The organism is Zoogloea sp., assembly GCF_041908905.1.
Classification (GTDB): domain Bacteria; phylum Pseudomonadota; class Gammaproteobacteria; order Burkholderiales; family Rhodocyclaceae; genus Zoogloea.
Genome location: NZ_JAYREK010000002.1, coordinates 222,570 through 249,258, shown reverse-complemented (window position 1 = coordinate 249,258; position 26,689 = coordinate 222,570). Strand labels below are relative to the sequence as shown.

The following is a 26,689-nucleotide window of genomic DNA, read 5'->3' as shown; positions in this document are numbered from 1 at the left end:
ACTGTCCTCCAGCGGGAATGCCTGACATGCACCACGTCTCCTCCGATGAGCCCTCCCTCCCCGAGGCCGAAGCCCGGCGCCTGTCCCAGCTCCGCCGCACCAGTCTGCTCGATACCGCCCCGGACCCGGCCTTCGACCGGCTGGTGGCGCTGGTGGCTGACGTCTTCGACGTGCCGGTGGCCGTCGTCTCCCTGGTGGACGCCGATCGCGTGTGGTTCAAGGCCTCGGTGGGGCTCACGGTGCGGGAAGGCCCGCGGGACGGGGCGTTCTGCAACCTGGCCATCGGCGGCGAGGGGCTGTTCGAGGTGCCCGATGCCGCGGACGACCCGCGCTTTGCCGGCAGCGCAATGGTGTGCGCCACGCCGGGCATCCGCTTCTACGCCGGCCTGCCGCTGCGCCCGGTGGATGGGCAGGCCATCGGCACCCTGTGCATCCTCGACACTGCCCCCCGCCGGCTGAGCGCCCGGGAGGCCGCCCGCCTGGACAGCTTCGCCCGCCAGGCCGAGGTGCTGATCCGCCACCATCTGGCCACCCTCAAGGCCGACTCCGAGCACGAGGCGCTGCTCCGCACCATCGCCCGCGAGCAGGCCCTGCTCAACCGGGCGGCGGTGGGCATCATCCGCATCACCTCGAAGGGCATCATCGAGCAGGTCAACCCTTTCGCGCTGCAGATCCTCGGCTACGCAGCCGACGAGCTGATCGGCCGTAACGTGCGGATGATCATGCCCCAGCGCTGGGCCGAGCACCACGACGAATACCTCGACTCCTACCTCAAGGGGCGGCCGCCCAGCGTGATCGGCATCGGTCGCGAGGCTCAGGCCCTGCACCGCTCGGGGCGGACCATCCCGGTGCATCTGGCGGTGAGCGAGGTGGTGACGCCCGGCCAGGAGGGCGTCGAGTTCATCGGCATCCTGTCCGACCTCTCCGAGCTGCACCACGCCCGCGGCCGCGAGCAGGCCCAGCACCGCCTGCTGCAGGTGCTCCACCGGGGCATGACCGACTTCGCCGCGCTGATGTCGAGCGACCAGCTGTGGCTGTTCCTCAAGCAGGCCCTGCGCACCCTCACCGAGAGCGACTACGCGCTGATCGGCGAGGTGGTGCCGGTGGATGGCAAGCCCGGGCTGAAGATCCACGCCATCACCGACCTGTCCTGGAACGACGACTCGCGCCGGCTGATGGAGCGCCTCTCCTCCGGCGACATGATGCTCACCAACCCGGACTCCATGCTCGGCCGGGTCTTTGCCGGGGGCGAGGTGGTGATGACCAACGACCTCGGCCGCGAAACCCGCCGCACCGGCTTCCCCCACGGCCATCCGCCGCTCCTCAACTACCTCGGCGTGCCGATCATCGACCAGGGGCAGGTGATCGGCATGTACGCCATCGCCAACTCCCGCCACGAGGTGGATGCCGAGCTGCTGGCCTGGCTCGAACCTTTCACCGCCACCTGCGCGCTGCTGATCAACCTCTACCGGCGCATCAACGAGCAGGCCCGCTTCACCCGCGAGCTGGAGGCCGCCCATGCGCGGCAGGCCCAGGCCAGCCGCGCCAAGACCGAGTTCCTGTCGTCGATGAGCCACGAGCTGCGCACGCCGATGAACTCCATCATCGGTTTCTCGCAGCTGCTCCTCAACAATCGCCGGCAGCCGCTCCCCGAGCGCCAGGCCGGGCAGGTGGCGCAGATCCTGAAGAGCGGCCAGCACCTGCTCACGCTGATCAACGACATCCTCGACCTCTCCCGCATCGAGGCCGGCGGCCTGGCCTTCTCGATCGAGCCGGTGGAGGTTGCCGCGGTGGTCGAGGAATCGGTGGGCACCGTCAGCGCCCTGGCCGGGGAGCGGGGCATCGAGATCCGGCTGCCGCCGCCCTCGGCGAGCCGGCCGCGGGTGATGGCCGACTTCACCCGCAGCAAGCAGGTGCTCATCAACTTCCTGTCGAACGCGATCAAGTACAACCGCGTCGGCGGCCGGGTCGAGGTGGCCTGGGGCAACGGCGACGAGGGGCGGCTGCGCGTCGAGGTGCACGACACCGGCATCGGTGTGCCGGCCGAGCGCCTCGGCGAGCTGTTCCAGCCCTTCAACCGCATCGGCGCCGAGCACAGCGTGATCGAGGGCGCCGGGGTCGGGCTGGCCCTCACCAAGCAGCTGGTCGAGAAGATGTCCGGCCGCGTCGGCGCCCGCAGTACCGAAGGGCAGGGGAGCTGCTTCTGGTTCGAGCTGCCGCTGGCGGCCGATGAGGTGTCCCACCGGGGCCCCGACGATCCGGTCGCCGGCGCGCTGGCCGGGGGCGGCGGAGAGGCCGGCCGGCGGCGCGTGCTGTACGTGGAGGACAACCCGGCCAACCAGCGCCTGATGAGCGACATCTTCGAGGACCTCGACGACTGCGCCCTCAGCCTCGCCCACGAGGCCGCCCTCGGCATCGAGCTGGCCCGGGCCGAGCGGCCGGCGCTGATTCTGATGGACATCAACCTGCCGGGGATCGACGGCTACGCCGCCCTGGCCATCCTCAAGGCCGACCCGGCCACCCGCGACATCCCGGTGGTGGCCCTGTCCGCCAACGCCATGCCCGCCGACGTGGAGCGCGGGCTGGCCGCCGGCTTTGCGGACTACCTCGTCAAGCCCCTCGATTTCACCCGCCTGCACAAGGTGTTGGCCTACCACCTGGGAGGCGCCACCCATGCTTGAAGCCCACCTCGCCGACGCCCGCATCCTGGTGGTGGACGACACGCCGGCCAACGTCGAGCTCCTGCTCGGCATCCTCGAAGACGCCGGCTACCATAACCTGCTCGGCATCACCGACCCGCGGGACGTGAACGCCGAGATCCAGCGCTGCCTGCCCGACCTGATCCTGCTCGACATCCGGATGCCGCACCTCTCCGGCTTCGACGTGCTGCGCCAGGTGCGCTGGCAGCTCGGCGTGATGGCACCGCCGGTGGTCGTGCTCACCGCCCAGACCGACCGGGAGACCCGCTCCGAGTCCCTCGAGCTGGGCGCCATCGACTTCCTCAACAAGCCCTTCGACCAGTGCGAGGTGCGCAAGCGCATCCGCAACATCCTGCTGGCCCACCTGCACTCCCAGGACATGCGGGAAAAGTCCGAGCGCCTGCAGACCCTGGTCGACCACCAGACCGCCGAGCTGCGCAGCCTCGCCCTCACCCACAGCGCCACCGGCCTGCCCAACCGCCGCGCGGTGCTGGCCGCGGTGGACGAGCTGCTCGGCGGCGGTGAGCCGGTCGCGGTGTTCTTCATCGTCGCCGACGACGTCGAGGAGATCGCCCGGGTGCAGGGTTACCCCACCGCGGAGCGGCTGCTCAAGGCCCTCGGCGAGCTGGCCGCGGCGAGCCCGGTGGCCCAGGGCGGCACCATCGGGTGCTGGGGCAACAGCGAGCTGGTGCTCGTCCAGCCCTGCGCCGACGTGAGCCTGCTCGACCGGACGGCCGCCCGCCTGCTGCGCCTGCTCGAAGGCGACCACCCGGTGGACGATCTGCTCCTCGCTACCTCGATCCGGGTCGGGGTCGCCCATTCCTCGGACCAGATCAGCGGCTCCGAGGACCTGCTGCGCAAGGCCGCGGCCGCCATCCCGGCGCCCGGCGGTGGTCAGGTGGGGCGTTTCAGCCCTGCCCTCGAAGAGGCCCTGGCGCGCCGCGGCCGGCTGCGGCGGGCGCTCAAGCATGCCGTCCCCGACGGCGAGCTGAAGCTGGTCTTCCAGCCCAAGATCGACCTCGCCAGCCGCCGCCTGATCGGCGCCGAGGCGCTGCTGCGCTGGCACTCGGCCGACATGGGCCTGGTGTCGCCGGACGTCTTCATCCCCCTCGCCGAGGAGTCCGGCGACATCCTCGCCATCGGCAGCTGGGTGCTCGACGCGGGCATCCGCCAGGTGCAGGCCTGGCACGAGGGCGGCCAGATCGACGGGGACTTCGCGCTGGCGCTCAACGTGTCGAGCCGCCAGTTGCTCCACGAGGGCTTCGTCGAGGGCGTGCTGCGCCGTCTCGCCACCGCCGCGCTGCCGCCCGGACGGCTCAAGATCGAGGTCACGGAATCGGGTTTCATCCACGACATCGCCGAAGCCCGGGTCCGCCTCGCCGCGCTGCGTGAGGCCGGCATCGGGGTGTCCATCGACGACTTCGGCACCGGCTACTCATCCCTGTCCTACCTCAAGTCGCTGCCGGTGAGCGAGCTGAAGATCGACCGCAGCTTCATGCGCGAGATCGAGCACAGCGCCGACGATCAGAAGCTGGTCGAGACGATCGTCATCATCGCCCACGTGTTCGGTTGCTCGGTGGTTGCCGAGGGCATCGAGACCGACGCCCAGCTCGACGTCCTGCGCCGCCTCGGCTGCGACCAGGGGCAGGGCTACCTGTTCTCCCGGCCGCTGGAGCGGGCGGACTTCGAGGCCCGGCTCTGCGGGGCGGGCTGACGTTGCGCTGGCGGCCTGCGCCGCGCGGGGTGATACTGGCGTCATCCCACCTACAGCAGGAGCCGGCAGGATGACCTCACCTCAAGTCTTACCCGCGGGGCCGGCGGCGGACCCGTCCCTGGTCCGCTGGACCCATGTGATCTACGGCCTCCATGCCGTCGCGGTGATCGTCGGTGTCGCCTCCGCGGCGGCGACGGTGGCGGGCGGCTTCGTGTTCGGCCTGCCTTCGCTGGCGGCGGTGGTGCTCAACTACGTGAAGCGCGGGGAGGCCGCCGGCAGCTGGCTCGAGAGCCACTTTCGGTGGCAGATCCGCACCTTCTGGTTCACCCTGCTGTGGCTGGTGGTGTCCTTTCTGGTGATGCTCACCGTCATCGGCATTCCCATTGCGGCCTGGGTGATGATCCCGCTGCTCGGCCTGTGGGTCGGCTACCGGGTGCTGCGGGGCTGGCTCGCTCTCGGCAACGGCCGGCCGGTCGGCGGCTGAGCGCCACCGGCGAATGTGCCCCGCGTTTATCCCCGGACGGCGTGACCAAGCCTGTGGATAAGCTGTGGGGGCCGCCTTCAGGTGTATGATCCGGAAGGGTTTTTAAAGGTTGCCTCAATTTTGGGCAGTGCCGGCCGGCGCTGCCGCGCTCAGCGGCAGAGGGCCTGCAGGGCCTCGAGATCCCAGCGCTCGGCGGTGGCCAGCACCTCGCGGGCGAAGTCCGCGTGCCCCGGGGCCTCGGCGGCCAGGGCTTCGGCCCATTCGACGAGGTCGGTGAGGGCGCCCAGGGCGACCAGGGCCCGCATCCGGGCCAGCGCCTCGGCGCCCGGGCGGCGCACCGGCGCGCGGCGGGCCGGCTTCGGCGACTTCGGTGGTGTTGGCGGCAGCAGGCCGGCCAGGGTCGCCCGCAGCCGGGCGACGTCGATGGGCTTGGGCAGGCGGGCGTCGAAGCCGCGGCTGGCGCCGCTGAGCGACTGGCCGGTCAACAGCACGACGGGCACGCCGGGCCAGCGCTCACGCACGGCGGCCAGCACCGCGTGGCCATCGGCGCCGGGCATGTTCAGGTCGGTCAGCACGAGGCTGGGGCGGGCGGTGTCGCCGGCGCGCAGGCGCTCGAGGAAGATCTGGCCGTCGGCGGCGCTGTCCACTACGAAGCCGGCCTCCTCGAGGGCGGCGATCAGAAAGCTGCGGGTTGCCGCCATGTCTTCGATCACCCACAGGCGCCGTCCGTCGCCGAAGCGGGGCGCGGGGGCGTCCGGGCCGGGTTCTGCCGCGCCGATGTCCCGCTCGCTGCCCACCCGCACCGGTATGCCCACGCGGACCCGCGTGCCGGCGTTGGGGCGGCTGTCGAGCCGCAGCTGACCGCCCATCCGCTTCACCCAAAGGTCCACGATGGGCAGGCCGAGGCCGGTGCCTTCGATGCGGCGGCTGTCGTCGCAGCGGAAGAACGGCTCGAACAGCCGTGGCTGGTCTTCCGCCGAGATGCCGCAGCCGTTGTCGCGCACCTCGATCTCCAGCGTCGTGTGGCCGTCTGGGGCGCTCCCGGGGCGGTGGTTGACGATCAGCGCCAGGCTGCCCCGGTGGGTGAATTTGGCGGCGTTGTCGAGCAGGTTGCCGATGATCTGCCGCAGGCGCCGGGCGTCGATGAACACCACCGGCGGCAGGTCGGCGCCGAGCCGCAGCCGGAAGCGGTTGCCGTTGCGGCGAGCCAGCATCTCGGCCTCCCGGGCGATGCCGTCGATGAAGCCGGCGAGCCGGTGGGGCAGGGGGACCAGCTCGTCCCGCAGGGAGCCGCTGGCGTATTCGACGAGGTCGTTGATGAGGGTCAGCATGTGCTTGCCGCTGCGCTCGATCACCTGGGCATGGCGCGCGGCCGGGGCGTCGCTCTCCTGCAGCAGCTGGGCGTAGCCGATGATCGCGGTGAGCGGGGCGCGCAGGTCGTGGCCGACGCGGGCGAGGAAGTCGGTCTTGGTCCGGTCGGCGGCGTTGGCGCGCAGCACGGCCTCGTGGAGCTGCTGCTGGCTCTCGGTGAGCGCGGCGATGGTGCGGCGGTGCCCGGCGGTTTCGAAGATCAGCGAGAGGTTGCTCTCGACGATCCGGCGGAACAGGGCCAGCTTGCCGTCGATGGCGGCCGAGTAGGCGTTTTCTTCCCGGTCGAGCAGGCATACGGTGCCGAAGGGTTCGCCGTCGGGCCACAGTAGCGGGTAGCCGAGGTAGGAGATCATCCCGAGGGCGACATCCGGGTTGTCGTCCCAGGCCGGGTCGGCAAGGGCGTTGGGCACCAGCAGCCGGGCCCGGGTGGCGATCACGTGTTCGCAATACAGGCCGGAGCTCAGGCGCTCGCGTTCGCCGGCGTGGTAGGGGGAGCCGTCGCCGCCGGAGATCAGTACCTCCAGCTCGGCGGGATGCAGCCGCATGATCAGCGCGGAGGGCACCTGGCAGTCGAGGGCCAGCATGTTCATCAGTTCCTGCCACTGGGCGAGCAGGCGTTCCGGGACGTCGGGATAGGCGGGGGGCACGGGCATCGGGCGGGGCGGGGGCCTGAATCTAGCAGATCGCCCGGCGCGCCGGGGACGCCGTGTTGCCCCGTCCGGTCGCTTGCCGGGATAACCCCGGATACGGCAGCCAACCGCTTTCCGTAACCCCAGGAGCCGCATGAGCACACGCTTGCGTATGCTCACCCGGTGGCTGATCTCGCTATGTGCCCGCTGGCACGCCTGGGCGTGCGCCTGGCAGGGTCGCGGCCCCCTCGGAGGGCCTCGCGCCGGACACCCGCCCAGACGCACCCGCGAGCGCGTCCAGCGACCGTTTCCAGGATAATCGGGCCTTTGTTTCCTGCAGCGAGAGATCCATGCCCTACGCCTACGACGTCACCGAAGCCGATTTCGACACCGCCGTGCTGGCCCGCTCCCGCGAGGTGCCGGTGCTGGTGGATTTCTGGGCCCCCTGGTGCGGGCCGTGCCGGGTGCTGAAGCCCCTGCTCGAGAAGCTCGCGGCCGATTACGGCGGGCGTTTCGAGCTGGCCAAGCTCAACTCGGACGAGGCGCCGTCGGTGTCGGCCCGCTACGCGGTGCGCAGCATTCCGGCGGTCAAGCTGTTCGTCGATGGGCAGGTGGTGGATGAGTTTACCGGCGCCTTGCCGGAGGGGCAGGTGCGGGCCTTCCTGGATGCCCATCTGCCCGACGAGGCCGAGCAGCTGCGCCGCCAGGCGGCCACCCTCGCCGACCCGATGGTGCGGGCCGACCTGCTCAACCAGGCCGCCGAGCTGTCGGGCGGGCGGCCGGAGATCGTGCTGGAGCTGGTCGCCGCGCTCCTCGACGCCGGCATCGTCGATTATGCGGCGGCCGGCCTGGAGTCCGTCGAGCCCCGCGAGCGCGGCGAGGGGTGGTCGAAGCTGAAGGCCCGGCTCGACCTCGCCCAGGGGGCGGGTGACGCGGACGAGGGGGCGCTGGAGGCCCGCATCGCCACCGATCCGAAGGATTTCGAGGCGCGCTTCGCCCTCGCCACGCTGCAGGCCCGGCGCGGCGCCTGGCGCGATGCCTTTGCCCAGCTGCTGGAGGTGGTGCTGCGCGACCGGGCCGAGGCCCGCAAGGCGGCGCGGGACAAGCTGGTGGAGTGGTTTCCGCTGTGCCCCGACCCCAAGGCGGTGACGGCGGCGCGGCGGGAGCTGTCGATGTACCTGAATTGAAGCTGAGTGAGGAGCAGGCTCCTCACTCGCTATCACTTACCGCCCTGTCACTGTTCCCCGCCGCGCTTGCCGGCGTGTTCCTTCGCCAGGCGCTGCTGGACGTCGAAGGGCGCCGGTTCGTAATGGCTGAAGGCGATGCTGCAGCTGCCGTCGCCGCCGCTGATCGACTTGAGGCGCGACTCGAAGCCTTCCATCTCGGCCATCGGGATCTGGCTGGTGATCTCGGTCCAGCCGGGCTGCGGGCTGTCGGTGCCGGTGACGCGGCCGCGGCGGCCGGAGAGCTCGGCGCTGATGCCGCCGAAATGCTCGTCGGCCACCCGCACCGTCAGGGTGACCAGCGGCTCCAGCACCACCGGCTTGGCGGCCTGGGCGGCCTCCTGCACCGCGTGGCGGGCGGCGGTGACGAAGGAGATCTCGTTGGAGTCGACCGCGTGGTGCTTGCCGTCGAAGACCACCACGCGCAGATCCTGCAGCGGGAAGCCGGCGATCACGCCTTCCTCGATGGCCTGCATGACACCCTTCTCGACCGCCGGCATGAAGTTGCCCGGGATCGTGCCGCCCTTCACCTCGTCGGCAAACTGTACGCCGGCGCCACGCTCCAGGGCTTCGACCCGCAGCGCCACCTCGCCGAACTGGCCGGCGCCGCCGCTCTGCTTTTTGTGGCGGTAGCGGGACTCGGCCGTGCCGGCGATGGTCTCGCGGTAGGGGATGGCCGGCGGGCGGGTGTCGAGGCCGAGGTTCCAGCGGCTCCTGAGGGTGTCGAGCACCGTTTTGAGGTGCACCTCGCCGAGGCCGCGGATCACGGTCTCCTTGGCCTGCATGTCGCGCTCGACGCTGAGGCAGGGGTCTTCGTCGAGGAGGCGGTGCAGGGCTTCGGAGAGCCTCTGCTCGTCGCCGTGCTTCTCGGGCAGCAGCGCCAGGCCGAACACCGGCTGCGGGTAGCGCGGCCGGGCCACGTGGAAGTGGTCTTCGTCGTGGGAGTCGTGGAGCACCGCGTCCCGGTGGAGCTCGTCGATGCGCGCCACCGCGCAGATGTCGCCGGGGATGCCGACGTCGATCTCGGTCTGGGTCTTGCCCTGCACGCGCAGCAGGTGGCCGACCTTGAAGGGCTTGCGGGCGTCGCCGATGAAGAGCTGGGTGCTCGGCGTGACCGTGCCCTGGTGGATGCGGAACAGGCCGAGCTTGCCGCGGAAGGGGTCGTTGCTGACCTGGAACACGTGGGCGATGACGTGCTGGTCGGCGTCGGTGGTGGCGCTGACCGGCTGGGCCGCCGGGCCTTCGCCCTTCAGGAACTGGGGCGGGTTGCCTTCGGTCGGGTCGGGCAGCAGGCGCCCCATGATGTCGAGCAGCTCGTCGATGCCGGCGCCGGTGCGGGCCGAGGTGAAGCACACCGGGATCAGGTGGCCCTCGCGCAGGGCCTGCTCGAAGGGGTCGTGGAGCTGCTCGGGCTGCAGGGATTCGCCCTGTTCGAGGTAGAGGGCCATCAGGTCTTCATCCACCTCGACCACCTGGTCGACGATCTGGTCGTGGGCCTCGCGCACGCTGGAGAAGGCCGGGGTGGCGTCGTAGTCGGGCGCGAAGAAGCAGTCGATGACGCGCTCGCCGCCGGCGGTGGGCAGGTTGATCGGCAGGCATTCCTTGCCGAAGGCGGCCTTCAGGCGGTCGAGCAGGGCGGCGAAGTCGACCCCCGGCGCGTCGATGCGGTTGACGACGATCATCCGGCACTTCTCGGCGGCGGCGTCCATCATCTTCCGGGTGACGGTCTCGACGCCGGATGCGGCATTGACCACCACCACCGCGGTCTCGACCGCCGGCAGCGTGGCCAGCGCGCGGCCGAGGAAATCCGGCAGGCCCGGGGTGTCGAGGAGGTTGATCCAGTGGCCGGCCCGTTCGAGATGGGCGAGGCTGGCGTAGAGGGAGTGCCCGGAGGCCTTTTCCTGGGGATCGTAATCGCTGACGGTGTCGCCCTTCTCGACGGAGCCGGCGGCGGCGATCGCGCCGGCGGCCAGCAGCAGGCGCTCGAGCAGCGTCGTCTTGCCGCTGCCGGACTGGCCGAGGAGGGTGAGGTTGCGGATGTCGCGGACCGAGGTGGGGGTCATGCTTGCTCCCTTGCTGTGATTATTCTGAGAACCGAAAGCCTGATCCCGAAAGTATCTGCCTTGGCAAGCCCCATCACAACGATCCAGGTCAACAAAGGCGCGCCCTACCACTCCAGTCCGCGGCGTGGCGCGGGGGGCGGGGGCGGCGCGCCCAGGCTGGGCAGCAGCCGGGGCAGGGCGTCGTCCTCGTTGCGATAGGCGGCGTGGGGGCCGAGCTCGGCCCACAGGCCGGTGCGTTCGAGCACGTCGATGACCTGCTTCTTGAGCCCGCAGCAGGCCAGCAGCCGGCCGCTGGCGGTGAGCTGGCGGTGCAGCCGGCGCAGGGTGTCGATGCCGCTGGCGTCGATGTCGTTGATCCCTGCCGAGGAGATCAGCAGCACCTTGAGCCGGGGGTGCTCGCGCTCCACGGCGAGCACCGCGTCCTCGAAGGTGGCGGCATTGACGAAGTGCAGCGGGCCGTCGAAGCGCAGGATGGTGAGGGACGGGTGGGCCGGCGGCAGGCCGAAGCGGCGGGCGTCGCGCCAGGTGCCGTCCGGGTGGCGGCCGAGCACCGCGACCCGCGGCCGCATGCTGCGGTAGATCAGCAGCGCGAGGGAGATCAGCAGCCCCGACAGGATGCCGATCTCGATGTGCGGCGCGAAGGCCAGGGTGGCCACGAAGCTCACGGTGCCGGCCAGGCCGTCGTCCCGGCTGCTGCGCCAGGCCTCCCGCAGGGGCGCGAGGCTGAGCAGTTTGGCCACGGTGACGAGGATCACCGCCGCCAGCAGCGGGCGCGGGATGTGGGCGATCAGGCCCGGGATCGCCAGCAGGGCCGCCAGCACCATCAGGGCGCCCACCACCGAGGCGAGGCCGGTGCGGGCCCGGGCGTGGAGCAGGAAGGCCGAGCGCCCGAAGGAGCCGCTCACCGGGTAGGCCTGGCAGACGGCCGCGGTGAGCTTGGCGAGCCCCTGGCCGATGAGCTCCTGGTTGCCGTCCCAGCGCTGCCCGGTGCGCGCCGCGGCGACCTTGCAGCTCGACATGGCCTCGAGGAAACTCACGAGGGCCAGCACGAAGGCCGCGGGCAGCAGGTCGGTGATCTGGCGCCAGTCGGTGGCCGGCAGCGCAAGGGCGACGACCTGCTCCGGCAGGGCCCCGACCACCCGGCCGCCGTCGGCCTCGAAGCCGCCCAGCCAGGCCAGCGTGCCCAGCCCGGCGATGACCAGCAGCATGCCCGGCCAGCGCGGCGCGAAGCGGGCGAGCAGGCTCAGCAGCACGATCGCCGCGGCGCCCAGGGCCAGGGACGGCAGGTGGGTGGCGGGCAGGCTGCGGGCCAGATGCACCAGCCCCTCGACAAAGGGTAGCTGGCCGGCGCCGGCGACGCCCAGCAGCGCCGGCAGCTGGGCCAGGCAGATCAGCACCGAGCAGGCGTTGATGAAGCCGTGGAGCACCGGGTAGGACAGCAGGTCGGCAAAATGGGCGAGGCGCAGGGCGCCGAAGGCCAGCTGGAACAGGCCGGCCAGCAGCGCCAGCTGCACGGCCAGCACCAGCCAGGTCTCCGAGCCGGGCAGGGCCAGGGGAGCCAGCGCGGCGGCGGTGAGCAGGCTGGTGAGCGCCACCGGCCCGGTGTTGAGCTGGGGTGACGAGCCGAACAGGGCCGCCACGATACAGGGCAGCAGCGAGGCGTACAGCCCCACGTAGGCGGGCATGCCGGCCAGCTGGGCGTAGGCCAGGGCCTGGGGGATCGCGACCAGCGCAACGGTGACGCCGGCCATCAGGTCGGTGCGCAGGGTGGCGGCATCGAGCTGATGGCGCCAGGCGAGAAAGGGCAGCAGACGATGCAGCAGTCGGTTGGTGGCGAGGGACATGGGGAGAGGGCGGCGTCGGGCGGCCGGTTTGGCCGGCGCGCGTCCGGAAGGCTCGGCAAGGGCCGCAGTTTAGCTTGGCGCGCACGGCTCGGCACCTGCCTGCAGGCTTGCTAAAGATGCGGCGGAGCCGGTCGATAATGAGTGGGCCACTCCCGGTGTCCGACCCAAAACGCCAGCCGACGGTTTTTTTACCTGCAGCCCGCCCATCCCATGGATACTTCGTTTCGCCCTTCGTTTTGCGGTCACCGTCAGCGGTGGCCGGAAGGGCGTCCGCGGGCCGTGACGGGCGGGCTTCCGGCCTTGCCGTGCTTCCCTGCGGGCGTGTCCGGCCGTCGTCCCTAGAATTGAAGCGGAATTTCCCTTGCCCAGCTTTCCCTGCGTCCTGCCCATCGCTCCGCCCGTGCCCCGCGTGGCCCGCGGCGCGGCGCGGCGGGCGGCGTCCGCCGTGACCGGGAGGTGGGTGTGAATTCACCGGCCACCGGGGTCGCGCTGATCTACGCGCTGTTCGCCGCCGGGTGGGTGCTGTTCTCCGACAGTCTGGTCGCCCTGCTGCTGAGCGACCCCGAGGCCGTGCTGCTGGCCAGCACCCTGAAGGGCTGGGCCTTCGTGGTCGTGACCTCGCTGTTGCTGTGGGGCCTGCTGCGCGCCCGTTCCGGCGATCAGGCCGGCGAGAGCGAGCCCTCGGGCGGGCTGGGCGCGGTGTGGCTGCCGTTCGCCTGTCTGGCCCTGGGCGTGGTGGCCCTCGGCGCGGCGGGGGTGGTGGTGACGCTCCACGAGCACATCACCCAGCAGGGCCGCAGCCTCGAGGCCGTCGCCGACCTGAAGGTCGGGCAGATCAACCGCTGGCTCTACGAAAGACGGGCCGATGCGCTGGCGGCGGCGGCCAGCGCCGACATCGTGCTGAGCCCCGAGCAGATGGCGCGCCGCCAGGAGCCGGGGATCCGGGCCGGGCTCACGGCGTTTCTCGAAGGGGTGCGCAGCCCGTACCGCTACCGGCGGGTAGCCGTGCTGGACGCCGACGCGCGGGTGGTGCTGAGCAGCGGCGGGGATTTCGTCGTGGCGCCGCCGCTCCAGCAGGCCGTGCGCCGGGCCGCGCGGGAGGCCCGGCCGGTCGAGACCCCCTTTTACCGTGACGCGGGGCCCGGGCGCGCGGTGGATCACCTCGATTTCGTCGCCCCCATGAGCGCCCGCGTCGCCGGGCTCCCGCTGGTGATCGTCCTGCAGGTCGATCCCCAGCGGGAGCTGTTCGAGTATGTGCAGGACTGGCCCGTGGCGAGCGCGACCGCCGAGACCCAGCTGTTCCGGCGCGACGGTGACGCGCTGCAGTTCATCTCGCCGCTGCGCCACGACATGCTCCCCGAGGGGCGGATGCCCCTGACCCGGCGCGACGCGCTGGGCGTGATCGTCTCCGAGCAGCCGCTCCGCCGCGGCGGCGCCCTGACGGCCAACGACTACCGGGGGACGCCGGTGCTGGGCGTGGGGCGCGAGGTGCCCGGCACCGACTGGCTGCTGGTGGCCAAGATGGACGAGGCCGAGGTGTATGAGGCTTCCCGCCCGCGGGTGTTGTGGATCACCGCGGCGGCGGCCTTCGCGCTGTTCTCGACCATCGGCGCCGCGGCGTGGTTCGCCCAGCGGCGGTCCCTGGTGCTGAGCCTGCAGCGGGAGGCGGTCCAGGGCCGCCAGCTGCGCGAGCTGCAGCTGCTCGACGTGATCGCCGAGGGCTCGCGGGACCTGATGTACGCCAAGGACACGGAGGGGCGATACACCTTCCTGAACGGCGCGTATTGCGAACTCCATGGCCTGTCCCGCGCCGACATGCTGGGCCACACCGACGAGGCGCTGCTCCCGCCGGAAGCGGGCACGCGGGCCCGCCGGGCCGAGCAGGAGGTGATCGATGGCGGCGCCGAGATCTCCCGCGAGGAGGTCTTCGACACCCCCGCCGGGCGGCGTTTCATGCTGACCACCCGCGGCCCCCTGTTCGGTGCCGACGGGCGGCCTGCCGGGGTGTTCGGCATCCTGCGCGACGTCACGCCGCTGCGCCGCGACCAGGAGGCCCTGCGGGCGCGGGAGGAGATCTACAGCGCCATCGTCAACCAGGCGGCGGACGGCATCGTGCTGCTCGACCTCGAGACGCTGCACTTCACCGAATTCAACGACGCGGCCTGCGCGAGCCTGGGCTATTCCCGCGACGAGTTTGCCCGGCTGACCCTGCGCGACATCAAGTGCCCGGAGATCACTGAAGAGACCGAGTCCAGACTCGAGGCGCTCAAGCGGGGCGAGAGCCTGGCGCCCTTCGAGAGCTGGTATCGCCACGCCGACGGCAGCGCCCGCGAGGTCGAGCTGAACTACCGCGCGGTGGAGATCCGCGGCCGCCGCTACGTGGCCGGGGTGTGGCGTGACAACACCGCCAAGCACGCCGCCGACGCCCAGTTGCACAAGCTCTCCCAGGCCCTCGACCAGAGCCGGGCGAGCGTGATCATCACCGACACCGCCGGCACCATCGAGTACGTCAACCAGGCCTTCGCCGAGAGCTCGGGCTACCCGGTGGCCGACGTGCTGGGCCAGAAGGCGGGTTTCCTGCGTTCCGGCGAGACGCCGCCGGAAACCTACGTCTCCCTGTGGTCGGCCCTGCGCGCCGGGCAGGCCTGGGAGGGCGAGTTCCACAACCGGCGCCGCGATGGCCGCGTGGTGGTGCAGTACGCGCGCATCTCGCCTGTGGTCCAGGCCGACGGGCGCATTACCCACTACCTGAGCGTCCAGGAGGACATCACCGAGCGCAAGCGCGCCGAGGCCGAGCTGGCCCGCTACCGGGACCAGCTCGAGGAGCGGGTGGCCGAGCGCACCCGCCAGCTGGAAGACGCCAACCGGGTGCTGTCGGAGCGCTCGGTCGAGCTCGAGGCGGCCCGTGAGGCCTCCGATGCGGCCAACCGCGCCAAGAGCGTCTTCCTCGCCAACATGAGCCACGAGATCCGCACGCCGATGAACGCGATCATCGGGCTCACCCACCTGCTGCGCCGCAGCGTCCCGGACGTCGAGGCCCAGGCCCGCCTGGTCAAGGTGAGCGACGCGGCCGAGCACCTGCTCACGATCATCAACGACATCCTCGACATCTCGAAGATCGAGGCCGGCCGCCTGACCCTCGACGAGGCCGATTTCCACCTCGAGGAGGTGGTCCGCAAGGTCTGCGCGCTGATCGCCGACCGGGCCGCCCAGAAGGGGGTCGAGGTGGTCGTCGATGTCGCCGACGTGCCGGACATGCTGCGCGGCGACCCGACCCGCCTCAGCCAGATGCTGCTCAACTACCTCGGCAACGCGGTCAAGTTCACCGATTCCGGCGTGGTGCAGCTGCGCGCCCGCATCGATGCCGAGGACGAGGCCGAGGTGCACTTGTGCTTCGAGGTCATCGACACCGGCATCGGCATCGAGCCCGAGGCGCTGAGCCGGCTGTTCCGGCCCTTCGAGCAGGCCGACGCCTCCACCACCCGGCGTTTCGGCGGCACCGGGCTGGGGCTCGCCATCACCGCCCATCTGGCGCGCCTGATGGGCGGTGAGGCGGGGGCCGACAGCACCCTCGGCCAGGGCAGCCACTTCTGGTTCCGGGTGCGTCTGGCCCGCGGCCCTGCGGCACCCCGGACCGACGGCCTGCTGACCGGCCTGCGGGTGCTGGTGGTGGACGACCTGGATGCGTCGCGGGTGGCCCTCGGGGCGATGCTCCGCAGCCTGCAGGCGAGGGTGGATGTGTGTGCCTCGAAGGCCGAGGCGGCCGCCCGGCTGCAGGCCGCCGACGCGGCCAGGGACCCCTTCGAGGTCGTGCTGCTCGATGCCGGCACCCGGGGCGTGGAGGCCGCGCTGGCCGATTGCGAGGTCGCCCGGCTGCGCCTCACGCGCTCCCCGCGCTGCATCCTGATGCCGATCGGTGACGACGCCCAGGCGCTGGAGCGGGCGCTGGCGCTCGGGGCGGCGGGGGTGCTGGCCAAGCCGGTGACCCTGTCCAGCCTCCAGGGCGCCATCCTCACCGCGCTGCACCGGGGGCGCAGGCCCGAGGTGCCGCCGCTCGCCGGCCTGCCCGACGCCGAGCTCAAGCTCGCCCGCAGCCATCGCGGCGAGCGGGTGCTGCTGGTCGAGGACAGCCCGATCAACCAGGAGGTGGCGGTGTGCCTGCTCGAAGGCGCCGGCCTGCGGGTGGATCTCGCCGACAATGGCGCCGAGGCCGTCGAAAAAGCCTGCGCGACCGATTACGATCTGATCCTGATGGACATGCAGATGCCCGTGATGGACGGTCTCGACGCGACCATGGAGATCCGGCGCCGCGGCCGGACCCAGGTGCCCATCGTCGCGATGACCGCCAACGCGTTCGGTGAAGACAGACAACGTTGCCTGGAGGCAGGAATGAACGATCACCTTTCCAAACCGGTCGATCCGGCCATGCTCTACTCCAAACTGCTGCAGTGGCTGCCCGAGGGCGGCAGCGCAGCGGTCGCCGCCGCGCCGCCCCCCGCCGCCGGGGAGGACATCCGCAGCCTGCTCGACCAGGTGCCGGGGCTCGATGTTGCCTACGGGCTCAAGAACCTGCGTGGGCGCATCCCCAACTACCTGCGCCTGCTGCGCAAATACGCCGACGGCCATGCCGCCGACGGCGAGCGCATCCGGGCGGCGCGGGCCGCCGGCGACACCGACGAGGTGCGCCGGCTGGCCCACTCCCTGAAGGGGGTCTCCGGGATGATCGGCGCCACCGACGTCCAGGCGCTGGCGGCCGAGCTCGAGGCGGCCATCCGCGAAGGGCTGGACCCGGCCGTCGTCGAGGCACGCCTGAGTGCGGTCCAGGCCGCCCAGGCCGTCATCGTGGCGGCCATCCTGCGCCTGCCGGATGCCGACACCGTCGCCGCGGCCCAGGCTGCCGCCGCAGCCGCCGCCAGCCCGCCGGACGCCGCCGCCAGCGCCGCTGCGGCCGAGGAGACCCTCAAGCGCCTCGAGACCCTGCTCGACGAGGGCAACGTGATGGTCATCAAGCAGGCCCGGGAGGCCGCGCCGCTGATCCGCAGCGCCCTCGGCGAGGCTGCCGCGGGCTTCGAGGGGGCCCTTGCCGCCTACGACTTTCCGGCCGCCCTGGCCATCCTGCGTGGCCGCAAGCCCTGATTGACTTGGCGCCCCGCGTGAGGGATGCTGCCCGGCCCCCCAGCCCGACAGCATTCCGCGGTACGCCATGAACTCCCCGCCGTCCCCGTCCGTCTCCCCCGCGCCCGCCACCCCGCCGGTCGGGGCGTTCTGGCTGCTGGTCCTCGCCGCCGCCAGCGTGCTGCTGGTCACCACCGGCGTGCGGATGAGCCTCGGGCTCTACGTCGCGCCCATCAACGAGGCCACCGGCCTCGGCATTGCCGCCATCAGCTTCGCGCTGGCCGTCGCCCAGATCATGTGGGGGGTCGCCCAGCCTCTCTTCGGCGCCCTGGCCGACCGTTTCGGGCCGGGGCTGTCGTTGTTCGTGGGGGCCGTGATGATGGCCGCCGGGATGGCCCTGACGCCCTTCGTGGACAGCAGCCTGGGGCTCACCCTGAGCCTCGGCGTGCTGGTTGCCGGCGGAGCCGGGGCGGGCAGCTTCTCGGTGCTGCTGGGCGCCGTCTCGCTGCGCCTGCCGGCGGCGCGGCGGGCCTTCGCGTCGGGCCTCATCAATGCGGGCAGCTCCTTCGGGCTGTTCGTCTTTGCGCCCTTGTCCCAGTGGCTGATCGCCGGCTTCGGGCTGGCGACGGCGCTGTTCAGCCTGGCGGTGATCGCCCTCCTGACGATCCCCGTCTCCTGGCCGCTGCGCCACAAGGCCGAGCACCCCGAGGGCGGCGGCGCGGTGGGCGTGGGCATGACCGACCAGCTGCGCATCGCCTTTGCCGACCGCAGCTACTGGTGCCTGCACGCCGGGTTCTTTGCCTGCGGCTTCCATATCGCCTTTCTGGCCACCCATCTGCCCGGCGCGGTGGACCTCTGCGGCCTGCCGGGCAGCGTGTCGGCCAACTCGCTGGCGCTGATCGGGCTGGCCAACATCTTCGGCGGCCTGGGCGCGGGCTGGCTCGCCCAGCGCTACCGCATGAAATGGCTGCTGTTCTGGATGTACGCCTCGCGGGCGGTGATGGTGGGGCTGTACCTGGTGGCGCCCAAGACCGATCTCACCTTTTATGTGTTTGCCTTCGGGCTCGGCCTCACCTGGCTGGCCACGGTGCCGCCCACCGCGGGGCTGGTGGGCAAGCTGTTCGGGCTGCGCTACCTGGGCACCCTGTTCGGGCTCACGCTGCTGTCCCACCAGATCGGGGCGTTCTTCGGCGCCTGGCTCGGCGGCCTGGCGCTGGTGGAGTTCGGCAACTACGACACCATGTTTGTCGCCGACATCGTGCTGGCGGCCCTGGCCGCGCTGATCAACGTGCCCATCCGCGAGGCCCATCCGGTGGCCCAGGCCGCCTGCGCGGCGCGCTGACGCAGCCTCAGCGCATCTCGAAGAGCTCCTGGTGGAAGTCGTCCGTCCGGAGCCCCCGGGCGCAGAAGGCTGCCCGCAGGGCGCTGCCGAATGCCGTCGGGCCGCAGAACCAGAAATCCGCCGCCTGCCAGCCCTGCACCGCGGCGGCGATGCCCGCGGCGTCGAGCCGCCCGTCCCGCGGGCTGACCAGCACGTGCAACCCCACGCCGGCCTGGCTGGCCAGCTGACGCAGCTTGCCGATGAAGCCTTCGTCCGGCGCGCTGGTGCAGTAGAACAGATCCACCGCCCTGCCGTCGGGGGCCTGGACGAGGGCCTGCATGCGGGCGATGAAGGGGGTGATGCCGATGCCGCCGGCCACCCACACCTGCCGGGCCTTGCCGCCGGCAAAGCTGAAGCGGCCGTAGGGGCCTTCCACCGTTACCGGCTGGCCCACCGCGAGGGTGTCGGGCAGCTGGCGGGTGTAGTCGCCGAGGCCCTTGATCAGGAAGGAAATCCGCCCGTCCCCCTGCCAGGCCGAGGAGATCGTGAACGGGTGGGCGCCCTCGGCGGCGTCGAAGGTGACGAAGGCGAACTGCCCGGCCTGGTGGCCCGGCCAGCGCCCCTGCAGCTTGATGGCCACCTTGAGCACCTGGTTGTCCGGGTGGCGCGCGAGCTCCTCGATGGTCCCGAGGGTCCGGCGGTGGGCGCCTACCTGGTGTCGCAGCGACACCACCGCGGCGACGCTGCCACCGGCCATCAGCAGCGCCATCACCGGTCCGACCGGGTGGCTCCAGTAGCCGAAGTTCATCAGCACCACCGAGTGGAACACCAGCACCAGATACACCACCGCCATCAGCCGGTGGGTCTGGAAGAAATAGCGGTAGGGGAAGCGCTTGATCAGCGCCAGGGCGATCAGGATCACCACCGAATAGAAGGCCCATTCGCCGATCTCCTCGGCGAGGTGACGCTGCTCGCGCAGGATGCGGAAGATCTCCACCGTCTCCTCGGGGCGCGGGCCGCGCCGGGGTTTCTCGAGCCAGCCCCAGCCCACCGCCCACTTGGGCACCTTGGCCCAGGCCCAGTGGACGATGGCGATCACCAGCCCGCTGATGCCCAGCCACTTGTGCAGCCGGTAGGCCTTGTCGAGGCCGCCCAGCCAGGGCTCGAGACGCACCGGGCGCAGGGCCAGCAGCATGCCGACGCTCATCACGCCGATGCCGAGGATGCCCGTGTAGTTCATCATCGCCGCGCGCAGCGTGAAGAAGGGCAGGGCCGCGCCTGCACCCGGCTCGGCCTGCAGCCACAGGAGGGTGAGCCCGGCGAGGAGGGCCGCGAGGGTGAGCTGGATGTGACGCATGGCGGGGCTTTCTGGGTGTTCCGGCAGGAGGGCTATTTTTCGAGCACGTAGCTGCCCGGGGCGTCGCAGAGCGCCGGGCAGGCGGCGTTGCCCAGGGGCGGGGGGGCCACGGGGGCGCCGGAGCGGGCCTGCAGCCAGGCCGACCAGTCGGGCCACCAGGAGCCCTCGTGGCGGGGGGCGCGCTGCAGCCAGTCGTCCGGGGCAATGTAGTTTTCGTAGGCTGGCCGGTCGAGGGCCTGGAAGTGGCGGTGGGGCCGGCCCGGCTCGCTGACGATGCCCGCGTTGTGCCCGCCGTTGGTGAGCACGAAGCGCAGCTCGACGCTGGTGAGGTAGTGGAGCTTGTGCACCGAGCGCCAGGGCGCCACGTGGTCGGTGAGGGTGGCGACGCAGTAGCTCGGGGTGCGCAGGTCGGACAGGGAGATGGGGCGGCCGCCCACCAGGTAGCGGCCCTCGGAGAGCGCGTCGTTGAGGAAGAGCTGGCGCAGGTACTGGCTGTGCATGCGGGCCGGCATCCGCGTGGTGTCGGCGTTCCAGGCCATCAGGTCGTTCATCGGCGGGCGCTCGCCCATCAGGTATTCGCCCACCATCCGCGACCACAGCAGGTCGTAGGAGCGCAGCAGCTGGAAGGCGCCGGCCATCTGCCCGGCGGTGAGGTAGCCGGTCTCGGCCATCTGGGCCTCGAGCAGGCTGACCTCGCCCTCGTCGATGAAGAGGGCCAGCTCGCCGGGTTCGGTGAAGTCGGTCTGGGCGCAGAAGAGGGTCATCGAGGCGAGGCGCTCGTCGTCGTCGCGGGCCATCGCGGCGTTGGCGATGCTGAGCAGCGTGCCGCCCAGGCAGTAGCCGGCGGCATGCACCTTGCGGCCCGGCACGATGGCGCCGATCGCATCCAGCGCGGCGAAGAAGCCGAGCTGCAGGTAGTCGTCCATGCCCATTTCGGCCTCGGCGCTGCCCGGGTTCTTCCAGGAGATGCAGAACACCGTGAAACCCTGGCCCACCAGGTAGCGCACCAGCGAGTTGTGGGGAGACAGGTCGAGGATGTAGTACTTCATGATCCACGCCGGGACGATCAGGACTGGCTCCGGGCGCACCTGGCCGGTGGTCGGGGCGTACTGGATCAGTTCCATCAGCGGGGTGCGCAGCACCACCTTGCCGGGGGTCACCGCCACGTCGCGGCCGACCGCGAAGGCCTCGGCGCCGGCCGGCGGCTGCCCGGTGAGGAGGCGGGCGGCATCGTCGGTGAGGTTGCCCAGGCCATTCAGCAGGTTGAGCCCCGCGGCGCTGGCGGTGCGTTGCAGCACCACCGGGTTGGTGGGCAGGTAGTTGCCCGGCGAGAGCACGTCGAGCAGCTGGCGCGCCGTGAACGACACCACGTGCTCGTGGTGGGGCGAGACGCCGGCAATGCCGGTGGTGGCGGCCTGCCACCATTCCTCGGCGAGCAGGAAGGACTGGTGCATCACGTTGAACGGCCAGTTCTGCCAGGCCGGGTCGGCGAAGCGGCGGTCCTGGGCCGGCGGCGCGATGCAGCGCAGGGCCGGAAAGCCGGGGCTGGCGAAGGCCACGCTGCCGGCGTATTCGGTTATGCGGCGCAGGTGCTCCTGGGCCAGGTTGACCAGCTCCAGCCGCTTGCCCGGCGAGCCGGCCAGGTGGGCCGCCCAGTCGACGGTGGCGAGGAGCAGCGAGACCGGCGCGATCGACAGGGTGGTCCGCGCCACCGCAGCCTGGAAGCGCAGGTCGAGGGGGTTGCGGCAGGGGGCCGCGGGCGCCGGCGGGGGCGTGTTGGCCAGCGGTGCGGGCGGGCGCACGGCGGGCGGGTTGGGCGGGGTTTTCCGGGCGGCGGCCTTGCGGCGGGGCGGGCGGGGGGTGTTCATGGTGTCTATCCTTTCGGCGGATTCAGGGGTCAGGCCTGCATCGCGCTGATCGTCTGGCGCAGGCGGTGGTGGGCGAGGGCGAAGAAGGCGGCGCCGATCGCCGCGACCATCAGGAACTGGGGCCACACCACGCCGACCCCGGCGTCCCGGAAGAGCACCGCCTGGGCCAGGCTGACGTAGTGGGTGGTGGGGGCGAAGGACATCAGCACCTGCACCAGCTCGGGCATGCTCTCCCGCGGGGTGAGGGCGCCGGACAGGATCTGCAGCGGCAGCAGCACCAGGATCGACATCAGCCCGAACTGGGGCATGTTGCGGGCCAGGGTGCCCATGAAGATCCCGATCGAGGCGGCGGCAAACAGATAGAGCAGCGTGGCGACGCCGAACAGCGGCAGCGAGCCCGGCACCTCCACGGCCAGGAAGCCCTCGACCACCACCTTCAGCGACAGGCTCGACGCCACCAGCACCGCCACGGCCATCGACCACAGCTTGGAGAGCATGATCTCGAGGGGTGTGACCGGCATCACCAGCAGATGTTCGATGGTGCCGTGTTCCCGCTCGCGGATCAGCGCGGCGCCGGTGAGCAGGATGCCAAGCTGGGTGACGTTGTTGATCACCGCCGTCACCGCGGCAAACCAGGCAGCGCTGAAGTTGGGGTTGAACAGGCTGCGCGGCACCAGCTCGACGGGCGGCGGCGGGGCGGCGCGCCCGCGCTGGGCGAAGGCGCGGATCTCCTCGGCGACGATGCTCTGGATGTAGCCGGTGCCGGTCTGGGCCTGGATCTGGCGGGTGGCGTCCACGTTGAGCTGGATCGCCGGCTGGCGGCCGGCCAGCACGTCGCGCTGGAAGTTGGGCGGGATGTCGAGCACGAAGGTGTAGCGCCCGGCGTCCATGTAGCGGTCCATCTCGGCGAGGTCGAGCTGGGCCGGCGGGATGAACTGGGGCGGCTGCAGCGCGGCGACGATGCGCGCCGAGAGCTGGGAGCGGTCCTCGTCCACCACCGCCACCGCGGCCCGGTGCAGGCTCTCGGGCTTGGAGTGGGCGTCCGCGTAGACCGCCACCGTGAACATGAAGACGATCAGGAACAGCATCGTCATGTCGCCCAGCAGGCTGTGGAACTCCTTGAGGCCCAGGTGCCAGGTGTTGTTGAGGAGGCTGGAGCGGGGGGCCATCGTGGTCTCCGTCAGCGGCCCTGCTTGCGCAGCAGCAGCATCGACAGCAGCGTGAGCACCGGCACCGCGACGAGCAGCGGCACGAAGGCGCCGCCCAGATCGGCGAAGTCGAGGGCCTTGGCGAAGGTGCCGCGGCTGATGGTGAGGAAGTGGGTGGTGGGGTAGGCCGCGCCGACCCACGCGCCGGCCCCTTCGAGGGACGACACCGGATCGAGCATGCCCGAGAACTGGATCGCCGGCAGCAGGGTGCCGATGGAGGTGCCGGCCATCGCGGCGATCTGGCTGTCGGTGACGGTGGACATCAGGAGCCCCAGCCCGGTGGTGGCGGTGACATACACCAGCGCCCCGGCGCACAGGGTGAGCAGGCTGCCCTTGAAGGGCACCTGGAACAGGAAGATCGCCAGCAAAAACAGCAGCGCGAAGTTGAACAGCGACAGCCCGATGTAGGGCAACTGCTTGCCGAGCAGGAACTCCAGCTTGCTGACCGGCGTGGTGTACACGTTGAGGATGGAGCCGAGCTCCTTCTCGCGAACCACGCCGAGGGCGGTGAGCATGGCGGGGATGAACACCAGCAGCATCGGGATCACCGCCGGCACCATCGCCACCAGGCTGAGCATCTCGGGGTTGTAGCGGTAGCGCACCTCGATGCCGGCGAGGCCCGCCGCGTGGCTGCCGGTGGCCTGGGCAACCGCCTCGGTGAGGGTGCGGGTGTGCAGGCCGATCATGTAGGCGCGGGCGACCTCGGCGCGCATCGGCATGGCCCCGTCCAGCCACAGGCCGATCTCGGGGCGGGCGCCGCGGGCCAGGTCGCGGCCGAAGCCCGGCGGGATCTCGAGGGCCATCGCCAGCCGGCCCGCGCGCATGCGGGCGTCCAGGTCGGCGTGGCTCTCGAGGGGCGGCTGCTCGGAGAAGTAGCGGGAGCCGGAAATCTCCAGGGTGTAGGCCTCGCTGGCGACGCTCTTGTCCAGGTCGAGCACCGCGTAGCTGAGGTTCTCCACGTCGGTGCTGATGCCGTAGCCCATCACCAGCATCAGGATCACCGTGCCGAGCAGCGCCAGGGTGAGGCGGAAGGGGTCGCGGCGCAGCTCGGTGGCCTCGCGGGCGCTGAAGCTGAGGAGCCGTGCCAGGCTGAAGCGCGCCGGGCGGGGTGGCCGGGCCGGCGGTGCGGCGGCGGGCGCCGGGGGGGGGGCCGGTTCGGCGGCGGGTTCGCCGGCCTGGCTGGCTTCGTTGCGGCTGGCGTCGCTGAGGCAGGCGATGAAGGCTTCTTCCAGGCTGGCTGCGCCGCGGGCGGCGATCAGTGCGGCCGGGGCGTCGCTGGCCAGGATGCGGCCGGCGTGCATCAGCGAGATGCGGTCGCAGCGCTGGGCCTCGTTCATGAAGTGGGTGGTGATGAAGATCGTCACCCCGTCCTGGCGCGAGAGCTGGATGATGAGTTCCCAGAAGCGGTCGCGGGCCACCGGGTCGACCCCCGAGGTGGGCTCGTCGAGGATCAGCACGTCGGGCCGGTGGAGCACCGCGACGGCGAGCTGCAGGCGCTGGCGGATGCCCAGGGGCAGGGCGTCGGGCAGGGCGTCCATCACCGGGCCGAGGTCGAAGCGCTCGGCCAGCGTGGCGATGCGGGCATCGCCCTCTGCTTGGGAGAGCCGGAACAGGCGCGCGTGGAGCTGCAGGTTGCGGCGCACCGAGAGCTCACCGTACAGGGAGAAGCTCTGGGACATGTAGCCGACCCGCCGGCGGGTGTCGATGTTGGTGGCGTCGAGCACCTCGCCGAGCAGCCGGGCCTCGCCGCGGGTGGGCGGCAGGAGGCCGGTGAGCATCTTCATGGTGGTGGACTTGCCGCAGCCGTTGGAGCCCAGAAAGCCGAAGATCTCGCCACGGCGGACTTCCAGGTTGACGTCATCCACCGCGATGAAGTCGCCGAAGCGCATCTGCAGGCCGCGGGCCGAGATCACCACCTCGCCGGCCGTCAGCGGCGGGATTGTGAGCCGGCTGTGGCCGTCGCGGCGCTCGGGGGGCAGCAGGGCGAGGAAGGCCTCCTCGAGGCTGGCGGTGCCGCTGCGCGCGCGCAGCTCGGCGGGCGTGCCGGTGGCCAGCACCCGGCCGTTGTCGACGGCTACCAGCCAGTCGTACTGCTCGGCCTCTTCCATGTAGGCGGTGGCGACCAGCACGCTCATGCCGGGCCGTTTGGCGCGGATGCGCGCGATGAGCTCCCAGAACTGGCGGCGGGACAGGGGATCGACGCCGGTGGTGGGTTCGTCGAGGATCAACAGGTCGGGGTCGTGGATGAGGGCGCAGCACAGGCCGAGCTTCTGCTTCATGCCGCCGGAGAGTTTGTGGGCCGGCCGGTCGGCGAAGGCAGCCATGCCGGTGGCGGCCAGCAGCTCGGCGATGCGGCGGGCCCGCTCGGCGCGGCCCTGGCCGAACAGACGGCCGAAGAAGTCGATGTTCTCGAACACCGACAGGGTAGGGTAGAGGTTCTTGCCGAGGCCCTGGGGCATGTAGGCGATGCGCGGGCAGACGGCTTCCCGGTGGCGGGCGGCGGCCATGTCGCCGCCGAGCACCTCGACCTGCCCCTGCTGGATCTGCCGCGCCCCGGCGATCAGCCCGAGCCAGGTGGACTTGCCCACCCCGTCGGGGCCGATGAAGCCCACCATGCGGCCGGCGGGGATCTCCAGGCTGACCCCGTCGGCGGCCCGCACCGGGCCGTAGCGGTGGGTGAGGCCGGTGAGCCGGACGACGCTTGCGTCGTCACTCATGGCAGGCGGACTTCCAGCTCCGCCGGCCAGGGCTGGCTGGCGTCGAGGCGCAGGTGGGCCATGCCGGGCAGGCCGGTCTTGACCTGCTCGGGGTACTTCTGCAGCAGCTCGGGGGCGATGCGCGCCTTCACGCGGAAGACCATCTTCTGGCGCTCGTTCTGGGTTTCGACGGTTTTCGGGGTGAACTGGGCGACGCTCGCCACGTACGACACCTGGGCCGGGATCACGAACTGGCGGGCGGCGTCGAGCACGATGCGCACCTCGCTGCCCAGCGCCACGCGGCCGGCGGCCACCTCGGGCAGGAAGAAGGTCATGTACACGTCGGCGATGTCCACCAGGCTCACCACCTTGCCGCCGCCGCCCACCACCTCGCCGGGCTGCACCACGCGGTACTGCACGCGGCCGCTGCGGGGGGCACGCAGCACGCCGTCCTCGAGCTCGGTGGCGAGGCGCTCGACCACCGCCACGGCGGCGTCGATGCCGGCCTGGGCCTGGGCGACCTGGGCCTCGGCGGCGCCGATGGCGGCCTTCGCGGCGGTGATCTGGGCCTGGGCGACGGCCACGCTGGCTTCCGCGTTGCGCGCCCGGGCGGCGTCCTCGTCGGCCTGCTGGGCCGAGGTGGCGCGGTCGGCCAGCAGGGCCTGGGAGCGGTCGCGGGTGCGCCGGGCCACCTCGAGTTCGCTCTTGCGCTGCACCAGCAGGGCCTCGGCCATGGTGGCGTCGGCCCTGCGCTGGGCGAGCTGGGCGAGGGCAGTCTGCTTTGCGCTCCGGGCGTTGGCGACCTGGGCCCTGGCCTGGGCGAGCTGGGCGTCGAGGGCCCGGGTGTCCATGCGGGCGATCACGTCGCCGGCCTTCACGAAGTCGCCTTCGTTCACCAGGATCTCGGCGACCCGGCCGGCGAGCTTGGCGGCCACGTCGACTTCGACCGCTTCGATGCGGCCGTTGCCCTTCACGAAGCTGCCGTCGTTGCTTGCGGGGCGGAGCGTCTTCCAGGCCAGCAGGGCGGCCACCAGCGCCACGGCCAGCAGGGCGCCGCGGCGCAGCCAGGTTCGGGTTTCGGGGTTCATCGTGTGTCC

At 71.5% G+C, this 26,689-nt stretch carries 14 protein-coding genes; 6 read left to right on the top strand and 8 right to left on the bottom strand.

Annotated elements, in window-relative coordinates:
- The first annotated feature begins 26 nt into the window (after window positions 1–26).
- From ACE3OU_RS02930 to ACE3OU_RS02920, 3 genes are all read left to right on the top strand, one after another.
- The gene (locus ACE3OU_RS02930; protein WP_374240035.1) at window positions 27–2,681 is read left to right on the top strand and encodes an ATP-binding protein; all 2,655 of its coding nucleotides are present in this window, start codon (window positions 27–29) and stop codon (window positions 2,679–2,681) included.
- Entirely contained in the window at window positions 2,674–4,413 is a 1,740-nt protein-coding gene (locus ACE3OU_RS02925) for a putative bifunctional diguanylate cyclase/phosphodiesterase (protein WP_374240034.1), read from the top strand. Before ACE3OU_RS02930 ends, ACE3OU_RS02925 begins: the two co-directional genes overlap by 8 nt.
- Before the next feature lie 70 nt (window positions 4,414–4,483).
- Entirely contained in the window at window positions 4,484–4,897 is a 414-nt protein-coding gene (locus tag ACE3OU_RS02920) for a DUF4870 family protein (protein ID WP_374240033.1), read from the top strand.
- A 149-nt stretch (window positions 4,898–5,046) separates the two neighbouring features.
- Here the strand turns inward: ACE3OU_RS02920 and ACE3OU_RS02915 are convergent, their stop codons facing one another.
- On the bottom strand, window positions 5,047–6,921 hold the full coding sequence (locus ACE3OU_RS02915; protein ID WP_374240032.1) for an ATP-binding protein: 1,875 nt from the start codon (window positions 6,919–6,921) through the stop codon (window positions 5,047–5,049).
- A gap of 326 nt (window positions 6,922–7,247) precedes the next feature.
- On the opposite strand from ACE3OU_RS02915, the gene ACE3OU_RS02910 reads away from it, so the two are divergent.
- A complete protein-coding gene (locus ACE3OU_RS02910) occupies window positions 7,248–8,084 on the top strand; it encodes a tetratricopeptide repeat protein (RefSeq protein WP_374240031.1) in 837 nt (278 codons plus the stop codon).
- A gap of 47 nt (window positions 8,085–8,131) precedes the next feature.
- On the opposite strand, the gene fusA is transcribed toward ACE3OU_RS02910, so the two are convergent.
- Window positions 8,132–10,183 (bottom strand): elongation factor G, encoded by a 2,052-nt coding sequence (gene fusA / locus ACE3OU_RS02905; protein WP_374240030.1) that lies wholly within the window; start codon window positions 10,181–10,183, stop codon window positions 8,132–8,134.
- Window positions 10,184–10,287: 104 nt separating this feature from the next.
- A complete protein-coding gene (locus ACE3OU_RS02900; protein ID WP_374240029.1) occupies window positions 10,288–12,027 on the bottom strand; it encodes a SulP family inorganic anion transporter in 1,740 nt (579 codons plus the stop codon).
- Window positions 12,028–12,489: 462 nt separating this feature from the next.
- Between ACE3OU_RS02900 and ACE3OU_RS02895 the strand changes: the two genes are divergently transcribed.
- Window positions 12,490–17,163 carry a PAS domain S-box protein gene (locus tag ACE3OU_RS02895; RefSeq protein WP_374240028.1) on the top strand — a complete coding sequence of 1,558 codons (4,674 nt, stop codon included), beginning with the start codon at window positions 12,490–12,492 and terminating at the stop codon, window positions 17,161–17,163.
- Between the two features lie 67 nt (window positions 17,164–17,230).
- Window positions 17,231–18,484: an MFS transporter gene (locus ACE3OU_RS02890; RefSeq protein WP_374240027.1), complete on the top strand. Its 1,254-nt coding sequence runs from the start codon at window positions 17,231–17,233 to the stop codon at window positions 18,482–18,484.
- Between the two features lie 7 nt (window positions 18,485–18,491).
- Here the strand turns inward: ACE3OU_RS02890 and ACE3OU_RS02885 are convergent, their stop codons facing one another.
- The 5 genes from ACE3OU_RS02885 to ACE3OU_RS02865 are packed head-to-tail and all read right to left on the bottom strand — an operon-like array spanning window position 18,492 to window position 26,680.
- Window positions 18,492–19,820, bottom strand: a complete 1,329-nt coding sequence (locus ACE3OU_RS02885; RefSeq protein WP_374240026.1) for a ferric reductase-like transmembrane domain-containing protein — start codon at window positions 19,818–19,820, stop codon at window positions 18,492–18,494.
- Between the two features lie 32 nt (window positions 19,821–19,852).
- Window positions 19,853–21,688 carry a PHA/PHB synthase family protein gene (locus ACE3OU_RS02880; RefSeq protein ID WP_374240025.1) on the bottom strand — a complete coding sequence of 612 codons (1,836 nt, stop codon included), beginning with the start codon at window positions 21,686–21,688 and terminating at the stop codon, window positions 19,853–19,855.
- A gap of 29 nt (window positions 21,689–21,717) precedes the next feature.
- A complete protein-coding gene (locus ACE3OU_RS02875) occupies window positions 21,718–22,857 on the bottom strand; it encodes an ABC transporter permease (protein ID WP_374240024.1) in 1,140 nt (379 codons plus the stop codon).
- Between the two features lie 11 nt (window positions 22,858–22,868).
- A complete protein-coding gene (gene rbbA, locus ACE3OU_RS02870) occupies window positions 22,869–25,613 on the bottom strand; it encodes a ribosome-associated ATPase/putative transporter RbbA (RefSeq protein ID WP_374240023.1) in 2,745 nt (914 codons plus the stop codon).
- On the bottom strand, window positions 25,610–26,680 hold the full coding sequence (locus ACE3OU_RS02865) for an HlyD family secretion protein (RefSeq protein ID WP_374240022.1): 1,071 nt from the start codon (window positions 26,678–26,680) through the stop codon (window positions 25,610–25,612). The genes rbbA and ACE3OU_RS02865 overlap by 4 nt, the downstream gene beginning before the upstream one ends.
- Between the last annotated feature and the right edge of the window lie 9 nt (window positions 26,681–26,689).